The organism is Streptomyces sp. NPDC027663, from assembly GCF_055566415.1.
Genome location: NZ_JBVHSK010000011.1, coordinates 218471 through 235295, shown reverse-complemented (window position 1 = coordinate 235295; position 16825 = coordinate 218471). Strand labels below are relative to the sequence as shown.

Sequence of the window (16825 nt, the reverse complement as noted above, 5' to 3'; positions counted from 1 at the left end):
GGCAGGCCCGTCGATGCGTCAACTTCTGGCCGGCACCGCAGCACGCGGCGCGCACTCACCATGGAGCGCCTCCCACGGGTGGTGGCCGGCACGGCCCCCGGTCTCGACGAGCCACACTCCCGGCACACGCCGAGCCGCGTCAGGAACGTTCCGCCACCATCGCCGGATCGTCCAGCACCGCCCGGACCACCGAGTGCGCCGCTCCCAGCAGCGGGCCTTGCGGACCCAGCCGGGACACCGTCAGCGGGCAGGCAGGCCCCGCCGTCCGGCCCGTCAGTTCCGTCTCCAGCGACGGCAGCAGCCAGGGCGAGAGTCCGGCGAGGGCCCCGCCGAGCACCACCGTCTCGGGATCCAGCAGGTTCACCGCCCCGGTCAGGGCGATCCCGAGTGCCGCACCGGCGTCCCGCAGAGCGGCCCGTACCTCCTCGTCGCCGCTCTCGGCGCGCTCCGCGAGCAGACCCGCCAGGTCCTCGCGCGGCTGAAGTCCGGCCGCGCGCAGCACCGCTTCCTCGCCCGCGTACTGCTCCAGGCATCCCCGGCCGCCGCACGGACAGGGGGGACCGTCCGGCCGCACGGGGACGTGGCCCAGCTCACCGGCGAATCCCCGGTTGCCGCGCAGCAGCCGGCCGTCCACGACGACCGCAGCGCCGATGCCGATCTCGGCGGACACGTGCAGGAAGTCACCCGGGGTGCCGGCGGCCAGCCACAGCTCGGCCAGCGCACCGAAATTGGCCTCGTTGTCCACGGTCACCGGCCATCCGCCGGGCAGCAGGGCACCGAGGTCGAGGTCGTTCCAGTCGAGGTTCGGGGCCCGTACGACCGTGCGGCCGTCCCTCGCCACCAGTCCGGGCACGGCGACCGCGAGCCCGGCGGGCCACAGCTCCGCCTGGTCGGCCTCCGCGACGACCCGGCGGATCAGGGCCGTCAGCTCCTCGATCACCAGCTGAGGAGCCCGGCCACGGTTGGTGCCGTGCCGCACCGCCCGCGCGCGGACCTCGCCACGCAGGTCGACCGCGCACACCGCGAGGTGATCGACGCCGATCTCGGCTCCGATACCGGCCGGCCCCCGGGCGCTGACCGCGAGCGCCGACCCGGGCCGGCCCACCCGGCCCGGCCGTTCCGGGCCCAGTTCCTCCAGCAGCCCCCTCCGGATCAGCTCGTCCACGAGGGTGGACACCGCCGCCCGTGTCAGACCGATCCGCGAGGCGACCGCCGCCCGGGACAGCGAGCCCTCGGCGCTCACGGCGTGCATCACCCGGGCGAGGTTGCGCCGGCGCATGCCCTGCTGGGTGTCCGGGAGTGCCCGCCCGGCGCCCGGCCGGCATGCCTCGTGCAGCGAAGTGGTCATGCCTCCGTCAATCCTTGTGGTCCGCCGCTCAGCTCGATCCGCGCGGCCGGGCTCCGGTGTCCCGCTGGAGTAGCGGGGCCGCTTCGGAGAGTACCGCGGTGATCCGGTCCAGCGTCGCCCCGTCCTGCTCCACGGCCTCCAGAACCGGGCCCGCGGCCGTGTTCCAGCGCCGGGCCACCGCCGCGGGGTCCTCCCCGGTGAGCAGCCCGGCCGCCTGTGCCGCCGCGCCCAGGGCGACCAGCTCCCCGGCCTCCGGTACCTGCACGGGCCGCCCCGACAGCCGGCGCACCGTCTGCTGCCAGGCTGTTCCCCGGGCCCCGCCGCCGATCAGCAGCAGGGGCGTGCTGCGGTCGGCGTCCGCGTCGAGAACCAGGTCGAGGGCGCCGAGCAGCGCGTGCACCGCGCCGTCGTAGGCGGCCTGCAGCAGCTGCCCCGCGGTCGTGTCGTGGCGCAGCCCGTGCAGCAGGCCGGAGGCGTGCGGCAGGTTCGGGGTGCGCTCGCCGTCCAGGTACGGCAGCACCGTGACCGAGCCGCCCGGCTGCACGGCCTCCCGGTCCAGGCCCAGCAGGGCCGCCACCCGGTCCACCGCGAGGGTGCAGTTCAGAGTGCAGGCGAGCGGCAGCCAGTCCTCGCGCGCGTCGGCGAACCCCGCCACCGTGCCGGTCGGATCGGCCGGGCGGCGCCTGGAGACGGCGTACACCGTGCCGGAGGTGCCGAGACTCAGCACCGGGGTGCCGGGCCGCAGGCCGAGGCCGAGTGCCGCCGCCGCGTTGTCGCCGGTGCCGGACGCCACCAGGGTGCCCCTGGAGAACGGCAGATCATGGTTGTCGCGCACGGTGCCTGCCACCTCGCCGTGGCGCACCACCCTGGGCAGCAGCGCCGGGTCGAGCCCGATGTGCGCGAGGATCTCCTCGTCGTACGCCTCCGTCCCGGACGCCCACCAGCCGGTGCCGGAGGCGTCGCCGCGGTCGGTCGTGCCCTGCCCGGTCAGGCGCTCGGTGAGGTAGTCGTGGGGGAGCCGTACCGCGCGGGTCGCGCGGACCGCCTCCGGCTCGTGCTCGGCCAGCCACGCCCACTTGGTGACCGTGAACGACGCCCCGGGGACGCTGCCGGTGCGCTCCGCCCACGCTTTCGGTCCGCCCAGCTCCTCCACCAGGCGGCGGGACTGCGGCGCCGAGCGGACGTCGTTCCACAGCAGAGCCGGCCGCACCGGCTCGCCGTGCTCGTCCAGCGTGACCAGTCCGTGCTGCTGGCCGCCGACCGACACGGCGGCCGCCTCGCGTGCCGCGTCACCGCACTGGTGCAACGCCGCGCACAGCGCGTCCCACCACTGACGGGGATCACTCTCCCGGCCCGCACCGGACGTCACGGTGTGCGGTGCCTGGCCGCTCGCCACGACCTCCCCGGTGGAGGCGTCGACGACCAGGGCCTTCGTGGACTGGGTGGACGTGTCCACGCCGACGACGAGCGGACCCTCGGCTGCTGACATCGGGCTCTCCCTCTTCCGCGGCTCTGCGGGATGTGCGGTGGACTTGTCGAGGACACCTTGCGGTCAAAGACATCTTGTCTCTTCCCGGAGATGTGCCCGCATACTAATTTGTAAACGGCCATGACGAAATAGTCGTACGCAGCAAGGAGCCGCGGCATGAGCTATCAGCCCACCCCCGAGGACAGGTTCACGTTCGGCCTGTGGACCGTCGGATGGCAGGGGCGTGACCCGTTCGGCGACGCCACCCGCCGCGCCCTCGACCCGGTCGAGACGGTGGAGCGCCTGGCCGGGCTCGGCGCCTACGGAGTGACCTTCCACGACGACGACCTGATCCCCTTCGGCTCCTCGGACACCGAGCGCGAAGCGCACGTCAAGCGCTTCCGGCAGGCCCTGGAGGCGACCGGCATGACGGTCCCGATGGCCACCACGAACCTCTTCACCCACCCCGTCTTCAAGGACGGCGCGTTCACCGCCAACGACCGCGACGTGCGCCGGTACGCACTGCGCAAGACGATCCGCAACATCGACCTGGCGGCCGAACTGGGCGCGAGGACGTACGTCGCCTGGGGTGGCCGTGAGGGCGCCGAGTCCGGCGCTGCCAAGGACGTACGGGCCGCCCTGGACCGCATGAAGGAGGCCTTCGACCTCCTCGGCGAGTACGTCACCGCCCAGGGCTACGACATCCGCTTCGCCATCGAGCCCAAGCCCAACGAGCCGCGCGGCGACATCCTGCTGCCCACCGTCGGCCACGCGCTGGCCTTCATCGAGCGCCTGGAGCGGCCCGCGTTGTACGGCGTCAACCCGGAGGTCGGGCACGAGCAGATGGCCGGCCTGAACTTCCCGCACGGCATCGCGCAGGCCCTGTGGGCGGGCAAGCTCTTCCACATCGACCTCAACGGCCAGTCCGGCATCAAGTACGACCAGGACCTGCGGTTCGGCGCAGGTGACCTGCGCGCCGCCTTCTGGCTCGTCGACCTGCTGGAGAGCGCCGGCTACGCCGGCCCCCGCCACTTCGACTTCAAGCCGCCGCGGACCGAGGACCTCGACGGCGTGTGGGAGTCGGCGGCGGGCTGCATGCGCAACTACCTCATCCTCAAGGAGCGCTCGGCCGCCTTCCGGGCCGACCCGGAGGTGCGGGAGGCGCTGCGCGCGTCGCGGCTGGACCAGCTGGCCCTGCCGACCGCGGCCGACGGCCTGCAGGCCTTGCTCGCCGACCGCGCGGCCTTCGAGGACTTCGATCCGGAAAGGCTCGCCGCCCGCGGCATGGCGTTCGAGCGGCTCGACCAGCTGGCGATGGACCACCTGCTGGGAGCGCGGGGCTGAACGGACAGGGCCGGGGTGAGCGGCAGCTCACCCCGGCCCTGTCGTGCGCCCCGTTGTGCCCCCGCGTCGGACGCGACGTCACCGCCGGCGGGGCAGCCGGAGGTACGTCACGGTCGTCTTGACACCGCTGTCGACCAGGCGGCCCCGGGCGTCGAACGCGCCGGCTCCGTCGGTCATCCCGAAGTCGTTGTCGTTGATCAGCGCGAGCGTGTCGTGATCCACGCGCGCGACGCCCTCGATCTTCCCGGGCAGGCCGGCGACCTTGCCCAGGTCGACCACGAGCCGCTTGGACAGCACCGGCACGCCTGCGGTCGCCGGATCGTCCAGCTGCTCCAGTGAGGGAGACGTCGTGTCGTGGTCCCACCGGTCACCGAGGATGTCGGACCGGTGCCGCAGCTCGACCAGCTGCAGCCGGGCCGTCCGGTCCGTGCGCTCCTCGACGAGCAGCCGCTCACGGCCCACCGCCACCACGGACGAGATCTTCAGCTCGGAGGTGTCGTCCTCGCCCGGGTCGACCACGTCCACCGGGTCGAAGCGGTAGGCGTACTCGGCGGTGACGGCCTTCTTGCGGGGCGAGAAACGCAGCAGGCGGGTGATGCGGGAGGCGTTCCCGGCGTCCCCGTCCGGCAGCGAGAGCGGACTCTGCAGGGCCAGCACCAGGTCTCCGCCCGGAAGCTGGGCCAGCCCCTCGAAGCCCCGGTTGATCTTGCGGTGCAGGAAGACCGACGGCAGCGCCTCCACCACCGGGTAGTCCGCGCCGGTCAGGCCCAGCCCCTCGGGCACGTACCGGGCGAGTACCTTCCCGCGCGCGGAGACGTGCACGAGCGAGGGGCCGTACTCGTCCACGAGCCAGAATGTCCCGTCCCCGGCCCGCACGATGCCCTCGGTGTCCAGACCGTTCGGGTCGTACGACAGCGGCGTCCTGGCGTCGTAGGTGTACGGCGCCTCGTCCCGCTCCTTCTGGTCTGGCAGCCCGGTGACGGCCTTCCCGGAGGAGGTGGTCAGCGGTATCGCGTCGATGACCTCGGCCTTGTCCCCGGCGACCCGGATCTTCACGATCGCGGGGTCGAAGCCGGGCACCGGGAAGGTGCGGCGCTTCTTGCCGTCCACCTTGATCTGGCCGTTGGGGCCGCGGTCGGTCACCGTCCAGTACTCGTCCTTGCGGCCCGCCGGGTAGATGTCGCTGCCGATGCCGCCGAGCTTCACCCCGTGGTCGTCGGCCACGCTGCCGGGCAGCAGCGCATTGCTGAACGTGCCGAGCGGGATCTCGCCGAGGGTCGCCGTGCGCAGGACACGGGCGTCCCCGGACGGCGCCGCCGTGGCCGTCTCCGTGGCCACGAGGGCGGCGGCAAGGGCCAGAGGAAGGCCCATGGCCATGGAACGGTGGACGCGGCGCCGGCCGGCGGCATGCGGGGACATGGGGCCTCCTGGGAACAAGGTCGTTGACAGCGGCCAGATTTGGGCCCCAGGAGGAACGCGGTACGACCGCGCGGTGAACGGCCGGCGTCCACCGCTCATCGGATCGTGCGGACCCCGTGATGACGAAGTGTCAGAGTCTTTGCGGAGCGCCCTCCTCCGGGCCGAGCCGGGCCGAGGCCAGTGCCGTCGAGGGATCGGTGTCCGCCCCGCCTGCCGGCACCCAGCAGCCCTCCTCGTCGTGATACGGCCACCAGCGGCCGTCCCGCCCGAGCCGCAGCTGAATCCTTTCGTCCCGGACCGTCCAGCGGTTGCCACTCCGGTCGAACGCCGGCCGCTCGTCGGCCTCCCAGGCCGCATCCAGGGCCGCACGCGCGCGTGCGAGCGCCCGACCCTCCACCTGCCACTCCTCGTCCAGCACGGCCAGCGCCTCCGCACCCCCGGCCCGCCAGGCCCGGACAGCGGCGGCCAGGCCGTCCCGGCCGCGCCCCGATTCCGTGGCGAGCCGCTCGGTCACGGCGGCCGGGGCCGGCCCGCAGGCCAGCCGGACGGCGTCCTGAGCGGCCGTCACCTCGGCGCCGGGCCCGGTGTCGCCGGACAGGGCCGCTGCCAGCAACCGCCAGGCCTCCACGGCGGTACGGCCGGCCAGGTGTTCCAGCGCCGCGGTGTCGATTCCGGGCGCCGCTGCCGACGCGGCGGCGAGGGCGGGCGGTGTGCCGGCTGCTTCGGGGAGGCCGGGCAACCCGGGCAGCGGCGGCAGGATGCCGGCAGCCGCCCACGCCTCGGCCGCGTCCACTCCCGCCACCGTGGCCGCCTCCCCGGACGGCTCCGCCCGGTGCGCTGTGCTGCGGATGTGCAGCTCCGCCAGGAAGGCGTCCTTCTCCCGCCCGCGCAGCAGCAGGAGCAGAAACGGATCCTCGTCCAGCAGCCGTGCCACCTGGACACACAGCGCGGCTGTGTGTCCGCAGTGGTCCCAGGCGCCGCAGTCGCACTCGGGATCCACGTCGACGAGGCCGGGCAGGAGTTCGATCCCCGCCACCGCCGCGTCCTCGATCAGATGCGGCGGAAGCTCCCGGTCGAGCAGCGCGGCCATGTGACCGGCCTGCTCCACTGCCAGGTCCTGGAACCGCCCCCACTCCTCGCCGGACAGCTCCGGCACCAGTACGTCGGCCCGGTGGGCCGCACCCCCGCGATCCCGCACGACGGCGGTGACCCGGCCGGGCCGCACCGTCACCGCGCCCACACCGCCCGCGCGCGCGAGCCTGCGCCCCGCCTTTACCGCCGCCGAGTCCAGGGCCGCGTCCTCCAGGGCCTGCAGCCAGGCCCGCCCCCACCAGGTCCGCGCGAATGCCCGCCCCTGCGAGGGCGGCAGCGCGGCGAACGTACGAGCTGTGTCACGGCCGTTCGCGTCGTCGTAGCGGCTCATCGCGCCTCCCCGCGCAGTTCCACCAGAGCGGTCAGTTCCGCGTCCGTCAGCTTCGTCAGGGCCGCCTCTCCTGCGCCGAGCACCGCGTCGGCCAGTTCCCGCTTGCGCCCCAGCATGTCTGCGATGCGGTCCTCCAGGGTTCCCTCGGCGATCAGCCGGTGCACCTGCACCGGCCGGGTCTGCCCGATGCGGTACGCGCGGTCGGTGGCCTGCGCTTCCACGGCCGGGTTCCACCAGCGGTCGTAGTGCACGACGTGCTCGGCCCGGGTGAGGTTCAGGCCCGTTCCGGCGGCCTTGAGCGACAGCAGGAACACCGGCACCTCGCCCGCCTGGAAACGTCGCACGAGAGCCTCGCGCGCGGTGACCGGGGTGCCGCCGTGCAGCAGCAGCGAGGGCACCCCACGGGCTTCCAGATGCCGTTCGAGCAGACGGGCCATGCGCACGTACTGGGTGAAGACGAGCACGCCCGAACCCTCCGTGAGGATCGTGCCGAGCAGTTCGTCCAGCAGCTCCAGCTTCCCCGAGCGCCCCGCAAGCCGCGGATCGGCTTCCTTCAGGAACTGCGCCGGGTGATTGCAGATCTGCTTCAGGCCGGTCAGCAGCTGCACGATCAGCCCACGGCGGGTCATGTCGCCGGCTGTGGCGATCCGGTCCAGGGTCTCACGCACCAACGCCTCGTACAGCCCCGCCTGTTCCGGGGTGAGCGCCACCGGGTGATCTGTCTCCGTCTTCGGCGGAAGCTCGGGGGCGATGCCGGGGTCGGACTTGCGGCGTCGCAGCAGGAACGGCCCGACGAGTCCGGCGAGCCGTCGCGCGGCGGCGGGGTCCCGGCTGCCTTCGACGGGCTGTGCGTACCGCGCGCGGAAGGTGCCGAGGCGGCCGAGCAGGCCGGGCGTCGTCCAGTCCAGGATCGCCCACAGTTCCGTGAGGTTGTTCTCCACCGGAGTGCCGGTGAGCGCCACACGCGCGCGTGCCCCTACGGTCCGCAGCGCCCGTGCGGTCGCTGCGTAGGGGTTCTTCACGTGCTGCGCCTCATCGGCCACGACCATGCCCCAGGACACCCCGGCGAGCCGTACGGCGTCCAGGCGCATCGTGCCGTACGTCGTCAGCACGAACTCCCCGGACGCCAGGGAACCCAGGTCGCGTCCGGGGCCGTGGAACCTGCGCACCGGCACACCCGGCGCGAACCGTTCGATCTCGCGCTGCCAGTTGCCCAGCAGCGAGGCCGGGCAGACGACGAGTGAGGGGCCGGCCGCCGCGCGGTCCGTCTGCCGGTGCAGATGCAGCGCGATCAGTGTGATCGTCTTGCCGAGGCCCATGTCGTCGGCCAGGCAGCAGCCCAGACCCAGGGCCGTCGTACGGGCCAGCCAGTCGAGACCGCGCAGCTGATAGTCCCGCATGGTCGCGGCCAGGCCGGGCGGTTGCCCGACGGGGCGGGCCGTCTCCGGGGCCGTGAGCCGCTCGCGCAGCGCCTCCAGCCATCCGGTGGGCCGCACGTCGACCTGCCGCCCGTCGACCTCCGCCGAGCCCGTGAGAGCCGCCGCCAGCGCCTCGACGGGCGCGAGCGAACGGTTCTGCCGGGCCCGGGCCCGCTCCGCCTCCCGCGGATCGACCAGCACCCATCCGTCCCGCAGCCGCACCAGGGGACGCTTGGCCTCCGCGAGCCGGTCCAGCTCCTCCCGGGACAGCTCACGTCCGCCCAGGTCGAACCGCCAGCTGAACGGAACCCTCGCGTCCGCCGACAGGAACGGCGACGCAGTCATCGTTTCTCCGCGCGGTGTGGTGCCGTCGTCCGGGGGGCCGAGAGTCACGTGCGGGGTGAGGCCGCGCGTCAGCTCCCTCGGCCAGTGCACGTCGACTCCGATCGCGGCCAGTGCCCGCGCACCCTCGCCCAGCAGCTCGGCGATCTCGTCGTCGGCGAGGTCCACGGCGTCGGGAACGGCCGCGGAGAGCAACGGCGTCAGCGGCGGCCAGGCGCGGGCGGCTCGGCGCAGCACCAGCAGCGCGTCGGCACGCGCGCGTGGCGCCCAGCCGCCTGCGGCGCGCGGTGCCGCCGGCGAGCCCGCAGGCACATGCTCCCCGAGCGCCTCGCGCCCGTCCGCCGCACCGGTCCACAGAGCGGCGGCATCCATGACGTCCGTCGATCCGCTGTGACCGTGCACCAGCAGGACCGCACGGAACCGGACCGGAACGTCGTACTCGGTGGCGGCATCGAGTCCGGACGCCTCCACGCGCAGCGACAGCCGCACGCCCGCGTCATGGCCGGCGGTGATGTCGTCGGCCCACGCCCGCAATGCGGGCAGATGCTGCGGCTCGGGCCCTGCGAACGCCGGGCCGCCGGTGACCGTGGGAGCGGCTGGTGAGCGCGGGAGGACGTCGGCGACGGCGTCCAGGAAGACGCGCAGCAGCCACTCCGGGTCATGCAACCGCGGTGGACCGCCGGCTGCGAGCGGCACGGCATGTGCCTCCGGAGGCATGGCGGCGGCGAGTTCGCGGACCAGGTCCGCATCGCGCGCGGACAGCGGCCCGACACGCCAGGCATCGTGTTCCCCCGGGGACAGGCCGGGCAACAGCAGTCCGCGCGCCAGGAAGCCCAGGGCCAGTTCGTAGGCAGTGCGCCAGAAGGCGACAGCACGGTGCTCCTGCGGCAGGGCACGCACGCGTGCCAGGACCCGCAGGGCGCTGCCCACGGGCAGCACGAGGGCGGGCACGGGGACGCATGCGACGCCGCCGTCCGCCGAGGGCAGCGCAAGCTCCAGAGGTGTCAGGGAACTCTCCGGGATGCCGGGTGGAGCCTCGCCGTCCGGCCGCCAGAACGCGATCCTGCCCGCGCGCGCGGGGTCGGACGGCAGGAACACCGCGCTGCAGCGGGCCAGTTCGGACAGCTCGGGGGGTGATGCCGTGGAGATCGTCTGCACAGTTCCGCCGAACTCCTCAAATTTGACTACTCGACTGTGGTCGCCGAGGGTACAGGACGAACGGCCACCATGCGTCGTGCACGGGTGATGCCCGACGACGGCAGTTGTGCATGGGTGATGCCCGCCGACGGCAGTCGTGCGCGGGTAGTGCCTGCCCACGACATGCGACGGTCGCAGCGGACACCTCGGACACGGGCGCGGGAGAGAGAGGACCGCGGGAGGACGAGAAGGCCGTGCGGTGGTCGACCGGGTACGAGAACCAGCGCGCCTTCGGCGAGGGCCACACCGCCCTCGGCTGCCGAGGCAGACACAGGAGGCTGTGGTCCGCCCTGTACTGCCCTCTGCCCTGGGAGCGGCTGGAGCCACTAGGGGTGTGGCTCAGGGGTGTCTCAGGGGCGAGGCCTGGAACCGTGGGGCGCGGGGGGCCGTTCTCAGATCAGAGAGCGGCAGTGGCCGCGAAGGAGGCGACGCTCATGTCCATGAACGCGAAGATCGCCGCAGGGGGCGTGGCGGTCGGGCTGATCCTGCTGATCTGGCTGCCCTGGTGGGTGGCGTTCCTGATCGTGGTGGGCGTTCCGGTGGCCGCGTACCTGGCCCTGGACCCCTCGCAGCGACGCAGGCTGCGCCGGGTGGCCCGCAAGGAGATAGGCCGCTGAGACACCGGCGCACCGTCGGACAGCCACGACCGGGGCGCCTGCCCGGGCGGCTGGGGCCGCGCCGCCCTGTGGGGCGCGGCTCCCGGCCGCCGTGCACGAGGTGCCGTCCGGTCGGCCCGGCTCACAGGGGGCGGACGGCCATCTTGTCGAGCGCCTCCAGCAGACCCGGCAGTTCGGGCCCGCGGCCCACCGGCAGGACCTCGCCGGGCTCCTCGTCGAGCAGGACGAACGCGATGTCGTCGGTGCGGGCCACGATCGACCAGCCGGGGCCGTCGGCGCGCAGCGTACGGGCCTCGCCCGGGGCGAAGGACGAGCGCACCCGGCCGAGCGGCGGCGGGGAGTCCACGTAGGCACGGGCCTCCGCAAGGACCCGGCGGATCCCGGCATGGCCGCCCGTCGTCGCGCCGTGGCCGCCCCTCTCGCCCTCCGGCGCGGACGTCGCCGCCGCCGCGGGCTCACCAGGTGCGGAGAACGCGGCGTCATCGATCTGCTCACGCCAGGCCGCCCACTGCAACGCGATCTCGTCGGCACCCAGACGGCGCTGGGCGGGCCCCCACGAGCTGGTGTCCGGCGGGCACAGTGCAGGCCCGTCCGCCGTCTCGGGAGACGGGTCGTGCGGGGCGGGCACCCCGGGTGCCGCGACGGCGACGGCCAGCGGCCATCCCGGCAGGGCGGTCACCACCGCGCGCTCGTCCGGCGACAGGTCGTACTCCATGCCGCAGTCCCAGGACGCGATCGCCACGGCGACCAGCGAGACGTCGTCGATGACGACCGTCCAGCGGGCACCGTCCCCGTCCTGGCCCAGCACCAGGCCGTACCCGTCGGCGCGAGGTGCGAGGCCCAGCGCCGCACATGCCTCGGGGTAATCGTCGCCCAGCACGCTCGGAAACTGCGCAGGCGTCAGCAGCACCGCCGTCAGCACGTACAGCGCGTCGTCCGCGGCGGCGACGGCCTCATCGTCCGTCCCGCTCATCCCTGCCTCCCCAATGGTTCGTCCTTCGGCGCGCACCCTAGTGCGATCGCAAGCCGCTTGTCACGACTCCGGACACCACGCGGAGCTGCAGGTTTCCACCTGGACAGGGGCGAAACGGCCACATCCGGAGAGTGGTGTTCCGCTCAGGCCGCGGGCAGCCCGAGAAGATCACGGGCGACCGCGTCGGGCGATTCCTCCCGTTCCCGGGCCAATGCGACGACCGCCCGGCAGGCCAGCTCGCTCACCCCGAACGACAGTGCTTCCGGCGACACCCAGGCCGCCGCCTCCTCGACCCCGTCCTGGTCGTCTTCCGCACGGGCCACCACATAGACCGCCGCCGCTTCGAACAAGTTGTGCGCTCGCCGCTCGCCGCTACCCGGCTGTGCGCGTGTGGTGGTGCGGAGCCTGCCGGAGTACCTGCGGATCTTGTCGAACACGTGGACCATCCTCTCCTGTACGGATTCAGCGTCGATCACGCATCTGCTTTGGTTCAACGTAGAGTTGAAGTTCCGGCGGCAGAAGGGGGACGGCGCGGTCAAGCATTTCGAGCGGCTCGGGTGGATCCGTCGGCTGGGCCCGGTGGCCGACGCGCCGTAGATCCGCCGCACCGGTGGGACGTCCGAGTTCCCCTGGGCCTGCACACATGCCTTCGAACCGGCCCGGTACCGCACCTGCGCCGTGCCGAGCGGGCACGAGATCGTCGCCGGATGCGGGCCGACCCGCCCCGTCGTCAGCGGTCGCGGACGGCGAGCGCGAGAAAACGGGCGTCCTCGTCGACGTACGACGTCATACGCCATCCCGAACGGGCCAGGAGCGGAGCGAGGTTGGGCTGGGCCCGAAGGTCGTCCGGGGTGATCCGGCGGCCTTGCCGTGCCGCCAGCGCGGCGCGGCCGATGGGGTGGAAGAGAGCGAGCGTGCCGCCAGGCCGTACCACACGGCCCAACTCCCGCAAGTTGTCTGCCGGGCGAGGCAGATGGGCGATCAGGCCGGCGGCGAACACGGCGTCCAGGGAACCCGAACCGAGCGGCAGCGCTGCGACGTCCGCGAGCAGCAGCCGCCCGGCACGGTCCCTGCCCGCCTGTACGGCGGCCTCGAGCATCGCCGGGGTCAGATCGGCACCCAGCACCACCCCGGAGGAGCCCACGGCGGCCCGCAGGGGCGGCAGGGCGCGGCCCGTGCCGCAGCCCGCATCCAGTACCCGGTCGCCCTCCCGCAGTCCGAGGCCCGACACGGCGGCCGCGTAGGCGGGGCCGTCGTCGGGAAAGCGGGTGTCCCAGGCGGCCGCCCGCGCGGTGAAGAACTCCTGGACATGTGTGTGGTCGTCGCTCATGTTCCGCATGATTCCTCACCGTCACGAGGGATATGGCTGTGCGCATGTTCGAGCGGGACGCGATCGTTCCGGCGCATCTCTGTGTCATATTCCAACACCTTTCGAAATGCGCCCCCTTCGTGCGCCCCTGCCCCGGCTAGCGTCCCGGGGCCATGGGACACCTGGACCACGCCGCCTTCGGCTGGCTGACCCCCGCGCTGTCGTACCTGATGGCCTGCATAGGCGCCGCGCTCGGACTGCGCTGCACCGTCCGCGCACTCGGCACCACCGGCCGCTCGCGCCGCAACTGGCTCGTGACCGCGGCCACCGCGATCGGGACGGGCATCTGGACCATGCACTTCGTGGCCATGCTCGGCTTCCGCGTCAGCGGCACCGACATCCGCTACGACGTGCCGCTGACCATCCTCAGCCTCCTCGTCGCCATGGTCGTCGTCTGCGCCGGCGTCTTCGCCGTCGGCTACGGCCGAGACCGCAACCGTGCGCTCTTCCTCGGCGGACTCACCACGGGCCTGGGCGTCGCCAGCATGCACTACCTGGGCATGGCAGCGGTCCGGCTGCACGGCGGCGTCACGTACGAACCCGCCCTCGTCGGACTGTCGGTACTGATCGCCGTCGTCGCGGCGACCGCGGCCCTGTGGGCCGGACTCAACATCAAGTCACCCCTCGCGGTCACCGGCGCCTCCCTCGTCATGGGAGCGGCCGTCAGCAGCATGCACTACACCGGGATGTTCGCGGTGAGCGTGCGCGTGGAGCCGTCCGGCGACGCCCTGCCCGGGGCCACGGCGATGCAGTTCATCTTCCCCCTCGCCGTCGGCCTCGGGTCCTACCTCTTCATCACCTCGGCGTTCGTAGCCCTCTCGCCCACGGCCGACGAGCGCGAGGCCTCCGCCTCCGCCCAGCGGCCCGTCGAGAGCGCCGCCCGCTAGCGGGGCCCCGGCCCGAGCGCACCGACCACGTCCCGAGCGAGGAGGCCATGCGCCCACCCCGTACACCCGCCACAGCCGTCACCCCGGCGCCCCCGCCGCGCGGACGCCGCGCCCACGCCGGACCGCCCGCCGACGAGGACACCGACCACCCGCTCGGCACGCCGCAGAGACCGGCACGCGCGCGGGGGAGCCGCCGGCACCTGCGACCCCGGACCGTGCGCGCCAAGGTGGTCAGCCTCCTGATGGTGCCCGTCGTCTCCCTGCTCGCCCTGTGGGCGTACGCCACTGTCAGCACCGCCCAGGACGTCGCCCGGCTGCGCCAGTCCCAGCGGGTCGACGCCGAACTGCGCACCCCCGTGGGCGCGGCCGTCACCGCGCTGCAGGCCGAGCGAGGCGCGGCCGTGCGCTATGTCACCGGTATCGGGAACGACGCCGACCTCCGAAGCCTGACGGCACGTACCGACCGGGCCGTGGCCAAGCTGCGGCTCGGCCACGACAACACGGTCGCCGACAGCCAGGAACTGCCCTCCGGCGTCTCCGGACGCCTCAACGCCTTCGTCACCGGCGCCGAAAGGCTGCGCACGCTGCGGACCGCCGTACTCGACCACAAGGCCGGCTGGAGCGAGGTCTACACGCAGTACACGCAGACGATCAAAGGCGCCTTCGCCGTGGACGGTGCCCTCGCGGGCGTCCAGCAGGCGGACGTCGGCTCCGACGCGCGCGTGCTCCTCGAGTTCTCCCGGGCCGCCGAGGCACTGGCCCAGGAGGACGCCGTACTCGGCGGCGCGCGGACCGTCGGCGGACTGCAGGGCGAGCGGCGGCAGCTGTTCGGCTCCGCCGTGGCCGCACGCCGTGCCCTGACCGAGGCGGCCGTCGCCGATCTGCCGTCCGCGCAGCGTGCCGCCTGGCACGACCTCGCCTCCAGCAGCCCCTACACCGGGCTGGTCGCGGCCGAGAACGAGATCCTGACCGCCAAGTCGTCCGGCACGGCACTTCCGGCCGGCTGGAATGCCGACCACGCGCGCGTGCAGGACGGGCTGCGAAGCATCGAGACGGCCACGGGCCGCGCCGTCGCGGGCCGCGCCGACCCGGTCGCGCGCGGTCTGATCAGCCCGGCCGGCGCCGCCGTGCTCCTCGGCCTCGCCGCCGTCGCCGCCTCGCTCGTCATCTCCGTCCGTATCGGCCGGGCCCTCGTGGTCGAACTCGTGAGCCTGCGCAACGACGCACTGGAGATCGCCCGCCGCAAACTCCCCGAAGCGATGCGGAAACTGCGCGCGGGGGAGGAGATCGACATCCGGGCCGAGGCGCCCGCCGGACCCCCGGCCGACGACGAGACCGGGCAGGTCTCGGAAGCCCTGACCACCGTGCACCGCGCCGCACTGCGCGCCGCCGTGGAGCGCGCCGAACTCGCCAGCGGCATCTCCGGGGTCTTCGTCAACCTCGCCCGACGCAGCCAGGTCCTGGTACACCGCCAGCTCAGCCTCCTGGACAGCATGGAACGGCGCTCCGACGATCCCGACGAGCTGAGCGACCTGTTCCGGCTGGACCACCTCACCACCCGCATGCGACGCCACGCCGAGAGCCTGATCATCCTTTCCGGCGCCGCACCCGGCCGGGCCTGGCGCATGCCCGTCTCCCTGACCAACGTCGTACGCGCCGCCGTGTCGGAGGTCGAGGACTACGCGCGCGTGGAGGTCCGCCAGCTCCCCGAGGCCCATGTCATCGGTGCGGCGGTCGCGGACCTCACCCACCTGCTGGCCGAACTCGTCGAGAACGCCGCCCAGTTCTCGCCGCCTCACACGCGCGTGCGCGTCACCGGCGAACCGGTCGGCAACGGTTACGCCCTGGAGATCGAGGACCGGGGACTCGGCATGGGCGCCGACACCCTCACCGAGGCCAACCGGCGCATCGAAGAGTCCGAGACGCTGGACCTGTTCGACAGCGACCGGCTCGGTCTGTTCGTGGTCAGCAGGCTCGCCTCCCGTCACGGCATCAAGGTGCACCTGCGCACCTCTCCCTACGGAGGCACCACAGCCGTCGTCCTGGTGCCGACCGCCCTGCTGCACAGTGGCTCGCCGGAACGTTCCACCCGTCAGGACGAGCAAGCCCGCCCCGATGAGGAACGCGCCTACGCGCGCGTACCCGGCGCGACACCGCTTCAGGAGGCCGTCGCCGCACGGTCGGACAGGCCCGCCCTCGCGGCCACCGGCCCCGGCCCGCACGCCACCGGCCCCGGCCCGCACGCCACCGGCCCTCGCGCCCACGACACCACCGGCCAACCCCCGCCCCCCGGAGTCACCACTTTGAGGCTGCACCGCCCGCAGGACGACTCCGAGCCCCCCGAAGACCTCCCGCGCCGCGTGCGCCAGGCGAGCCTCGCCCCGCAACTGCGCGTACAGCGCGCCGAGGAGCCGGCCGCGCACCCCGCACGGCACGGCGACGACCGGCGCACCCCCGAACTCGTACGGGACCGCATGGCGGCCTACCGCGACGGCTGGGCGCGCGGCGGCGGCAGGCGACCCGGACGCGGCTCCGCCCCGGAACCCGGAACGCGCAGTGACAGCAGCGAAGGAGACCCGGCATGATCCAGGACCCGAACACGAGGGCCGGCCAGCGGTCCGGCGAACTGGACTGGCTGCTCGACGACCTGGTGGTGCGCGTGAGCGAGGTACGGCACGCCGTCGTGCTGTCCAACGACGGGCTGGCCGTCGGCGCCTCCACCGCCCTCGCGCGGGAGGACGCCGAACACCTCGCCGCCGTCGCCTCCGGCTTCAACAGCCTCGCCAAGGGCGCCGGACGGCACTTCGGAGCGGGCGGAGTGCGCCAGACCATGGTCGAGATGGACGACGCCTTCCTCTTCGTCGCCGCCGCAGGCGACGGCTCCTGCCTCGCCCTGCTGACCGCCGTCACCGCCGACATCGGCCTGGTCGCCTACGAGATGGCCCGCCTGGTCAAACGAGTCGGCGAGCACCTCTACACGCCCCCGCGCCTCGCGGCACAGCCACCCGCCGCCGGATGAG

The 16825-nt window shown here is 73.5% G+C and carries 13 protein-coding genes; 5 read left to right on the top strand and 8 right to left on the bottom strand.

The genetic code is table 11. The features are described 5' to 3' along the window. Positions 1–139: 139 nt before the first annotated feature. A complete protein-coding gene (locus tag ACZ4SF_RS27085) occupies positions 140–1348 on the bottom strand; it encodes an ROK family protein (RefSeq protein WP_468388988.1) in 1209 nt (402 codons plus the stop codon). A 28-nt stretch (positions 1349–1376) separates the two neighbouring features. Continuing rightward, positions 1377–2837: a xylulokinase gene (gene xylB, locus ACZ4SF_RS27080; protein WP_468388986.1), complete on the bottom strand. Its 1461-nt coding sequence runs from the start codon at positions 2835–2837 to the stop codon at positions 1377–1379. A gap of 156 nt (positions 2838–2993) precedes the next feature. Between xylB and xylA the strand changes: the two genes are divergently transcribed. Next, positions 2994–4160: a xylose isomerase gene (gene xylA / locus ACZ4SF_RS27075; RefSeq protein WP_468388984.1), complete on the top strand. Its 1167-nt coding sequence runs from the start codon at positions 2994–2996 to the stop codon at positions 4158–4160. Positions 4161–4238: 78 nt separating this feature from the next. Here xylA and ACZ4SF_RS27070 read toward each other — a convergent pair whose 3' ends face one another. The 3 genes from ACZ4SF_RS27070 to ACZ4SF_RS27060 form a co-directional block, all read right to left on the bottom strand. Next, positions 4239–5579, bottom strand: coding sequence for an esterase-like activity of phytase family protein (locus ACZ4SF_RS27070; protein ID WP_468388982.1), 1341 nt, complete (start codon positions 5577–5579; stop codon positions 4239–4241). 130 nt (positions 5580–5709) lie between these two features. After that, positions 5710–7002, bottom strand: coding sequence for an SWF or SNF family helicase (locus tag ACZ4SF_RS27065; RefSeq protein WP_468388980.1), 1293 nt, complete (start codon positions 7000–7002; stop codon positions 5710–5712). Beyond that, a complete protein-coding gene (locus ACZ4SF_RS27060) occupies positions 6999–9920 on the bottom strand; it encodes a DEAD/DEAH box helicase (protein WP_468388978.1) in 2922 nt (973 codons plus the stop codon). The genes ACZ4SF_RS27065 and ACZ4SF_RS27060 overlap by 4 nt, the downstream gene beginning before the upstream one ends. 473 nt (positions 9921–10393) lie before the next feature. Between ACZ4SF_RS27060 and ACZ4SF_RS27055 the strand changes: the two genes are divergently transcribed. Beyond that, entirely contained in the window at positions 10394–10576 is a 183-nt protein-coding gene (locus tag ACZ4SF_RS27055) for a hypothetical protein (RefSeq protein ID WP_468388976.1), read from the top strand. A 121-nt stretch (positions 10577–10697) separates the two neighbouring features. On the opposite strand, the gene ACZ4SF_RS27050 is transcribed toward ACZ4SF_RS27055, so the two are convergent. The 3 genes from ACZ4SF_RS27050 to ACZ4SF_RS27040 all read right to left on the bottom strand — a co-directional run bounded on the left by ACZ4SF_RS27050 (position 10698) and on the right by ACZ4SF_RS27040 (position 12879). After that, a complete protein-coding gene (locus ACZ4SF_RS27050) occupies positions 10698–11549 on the bottom strand; it encodes a hypothetical protein (protein ID WP_468388974.1) in 852 nt (283 codons plus the stop codon). Positions 11550–11692: 143 nt separating this feature from the next. Next, a complete protein-coding gene (locus tag ACZ4SF_RS27045; protein WP_468388972.1) occupies positions 11693–11986 on the bottom strand; it encodes a hypothetical protein in 294 nt (97 codons plus the stop codon). A 293-nt stretch (positions 11987–12279) separates the two neighbouring features. Beyond that, on the bottom strand, positions 12280–12879 hold the full coding sequence (locus ACZ4SF_RS27040; RefSeq protein ID WP_468388970.1) for a class I SAM-dependent methyltransferase: 600 nt from the start codon (positions 12877–12879) through the stop codon (positions 12280–12282). Positions 12880–13031: 152 nt separating this feature from the next. Between ACZ4SF_RS27040 and ACZ4SF_RS27035 the strand changes: the two genes are divergently transcribed. From ACZ4SF_RS27035 to ACZ4SF_RS27025, 3 genes are read left to right on the top strand one after another with little or no spacing between them, the layout of a single operon-like run. After that, positions 13032–13805 carry an MHYT domain-containing protein gene (locus tag ACZ4SF_RS27035; protein ID WP_468388968.1) on the top strand — a complete coding sequence of 258 codons (774 nt, stop codon included), beginning with the start codon at positions 13032–13034 and terminating at the stop codon, positions 13803–13805. A 47-nt stretch (positions 13806–13852) separates the two neighbouring features. Next, positions 13853–16390 (top strand): sensor histidine kinase, encoded by a 2538-nt coding sequence (locus ACZ4SF_RS27030; protein WP_468388966.1) that lies wholly within the window; start codon positions 13853–13855, stop codon positions 16388–16390. Further along, positions 16387–16824, top strand: a complete 438-nt coding sequence (locus ACZ4SF_RS27025; RefSeq protein WP_468388965.1) for a roadblock/LC7 domain-containing protein — start codon at positions 16387–16389, stop codon at positions 16822–16824. Before ACZ4SF_RS27030 ends, ACZ4SF_RS27025 begins: the two co-directional genes overlap by 4 nt. The last annotated feature ends 1 nt before the right edge of the window (position 16825 follow it).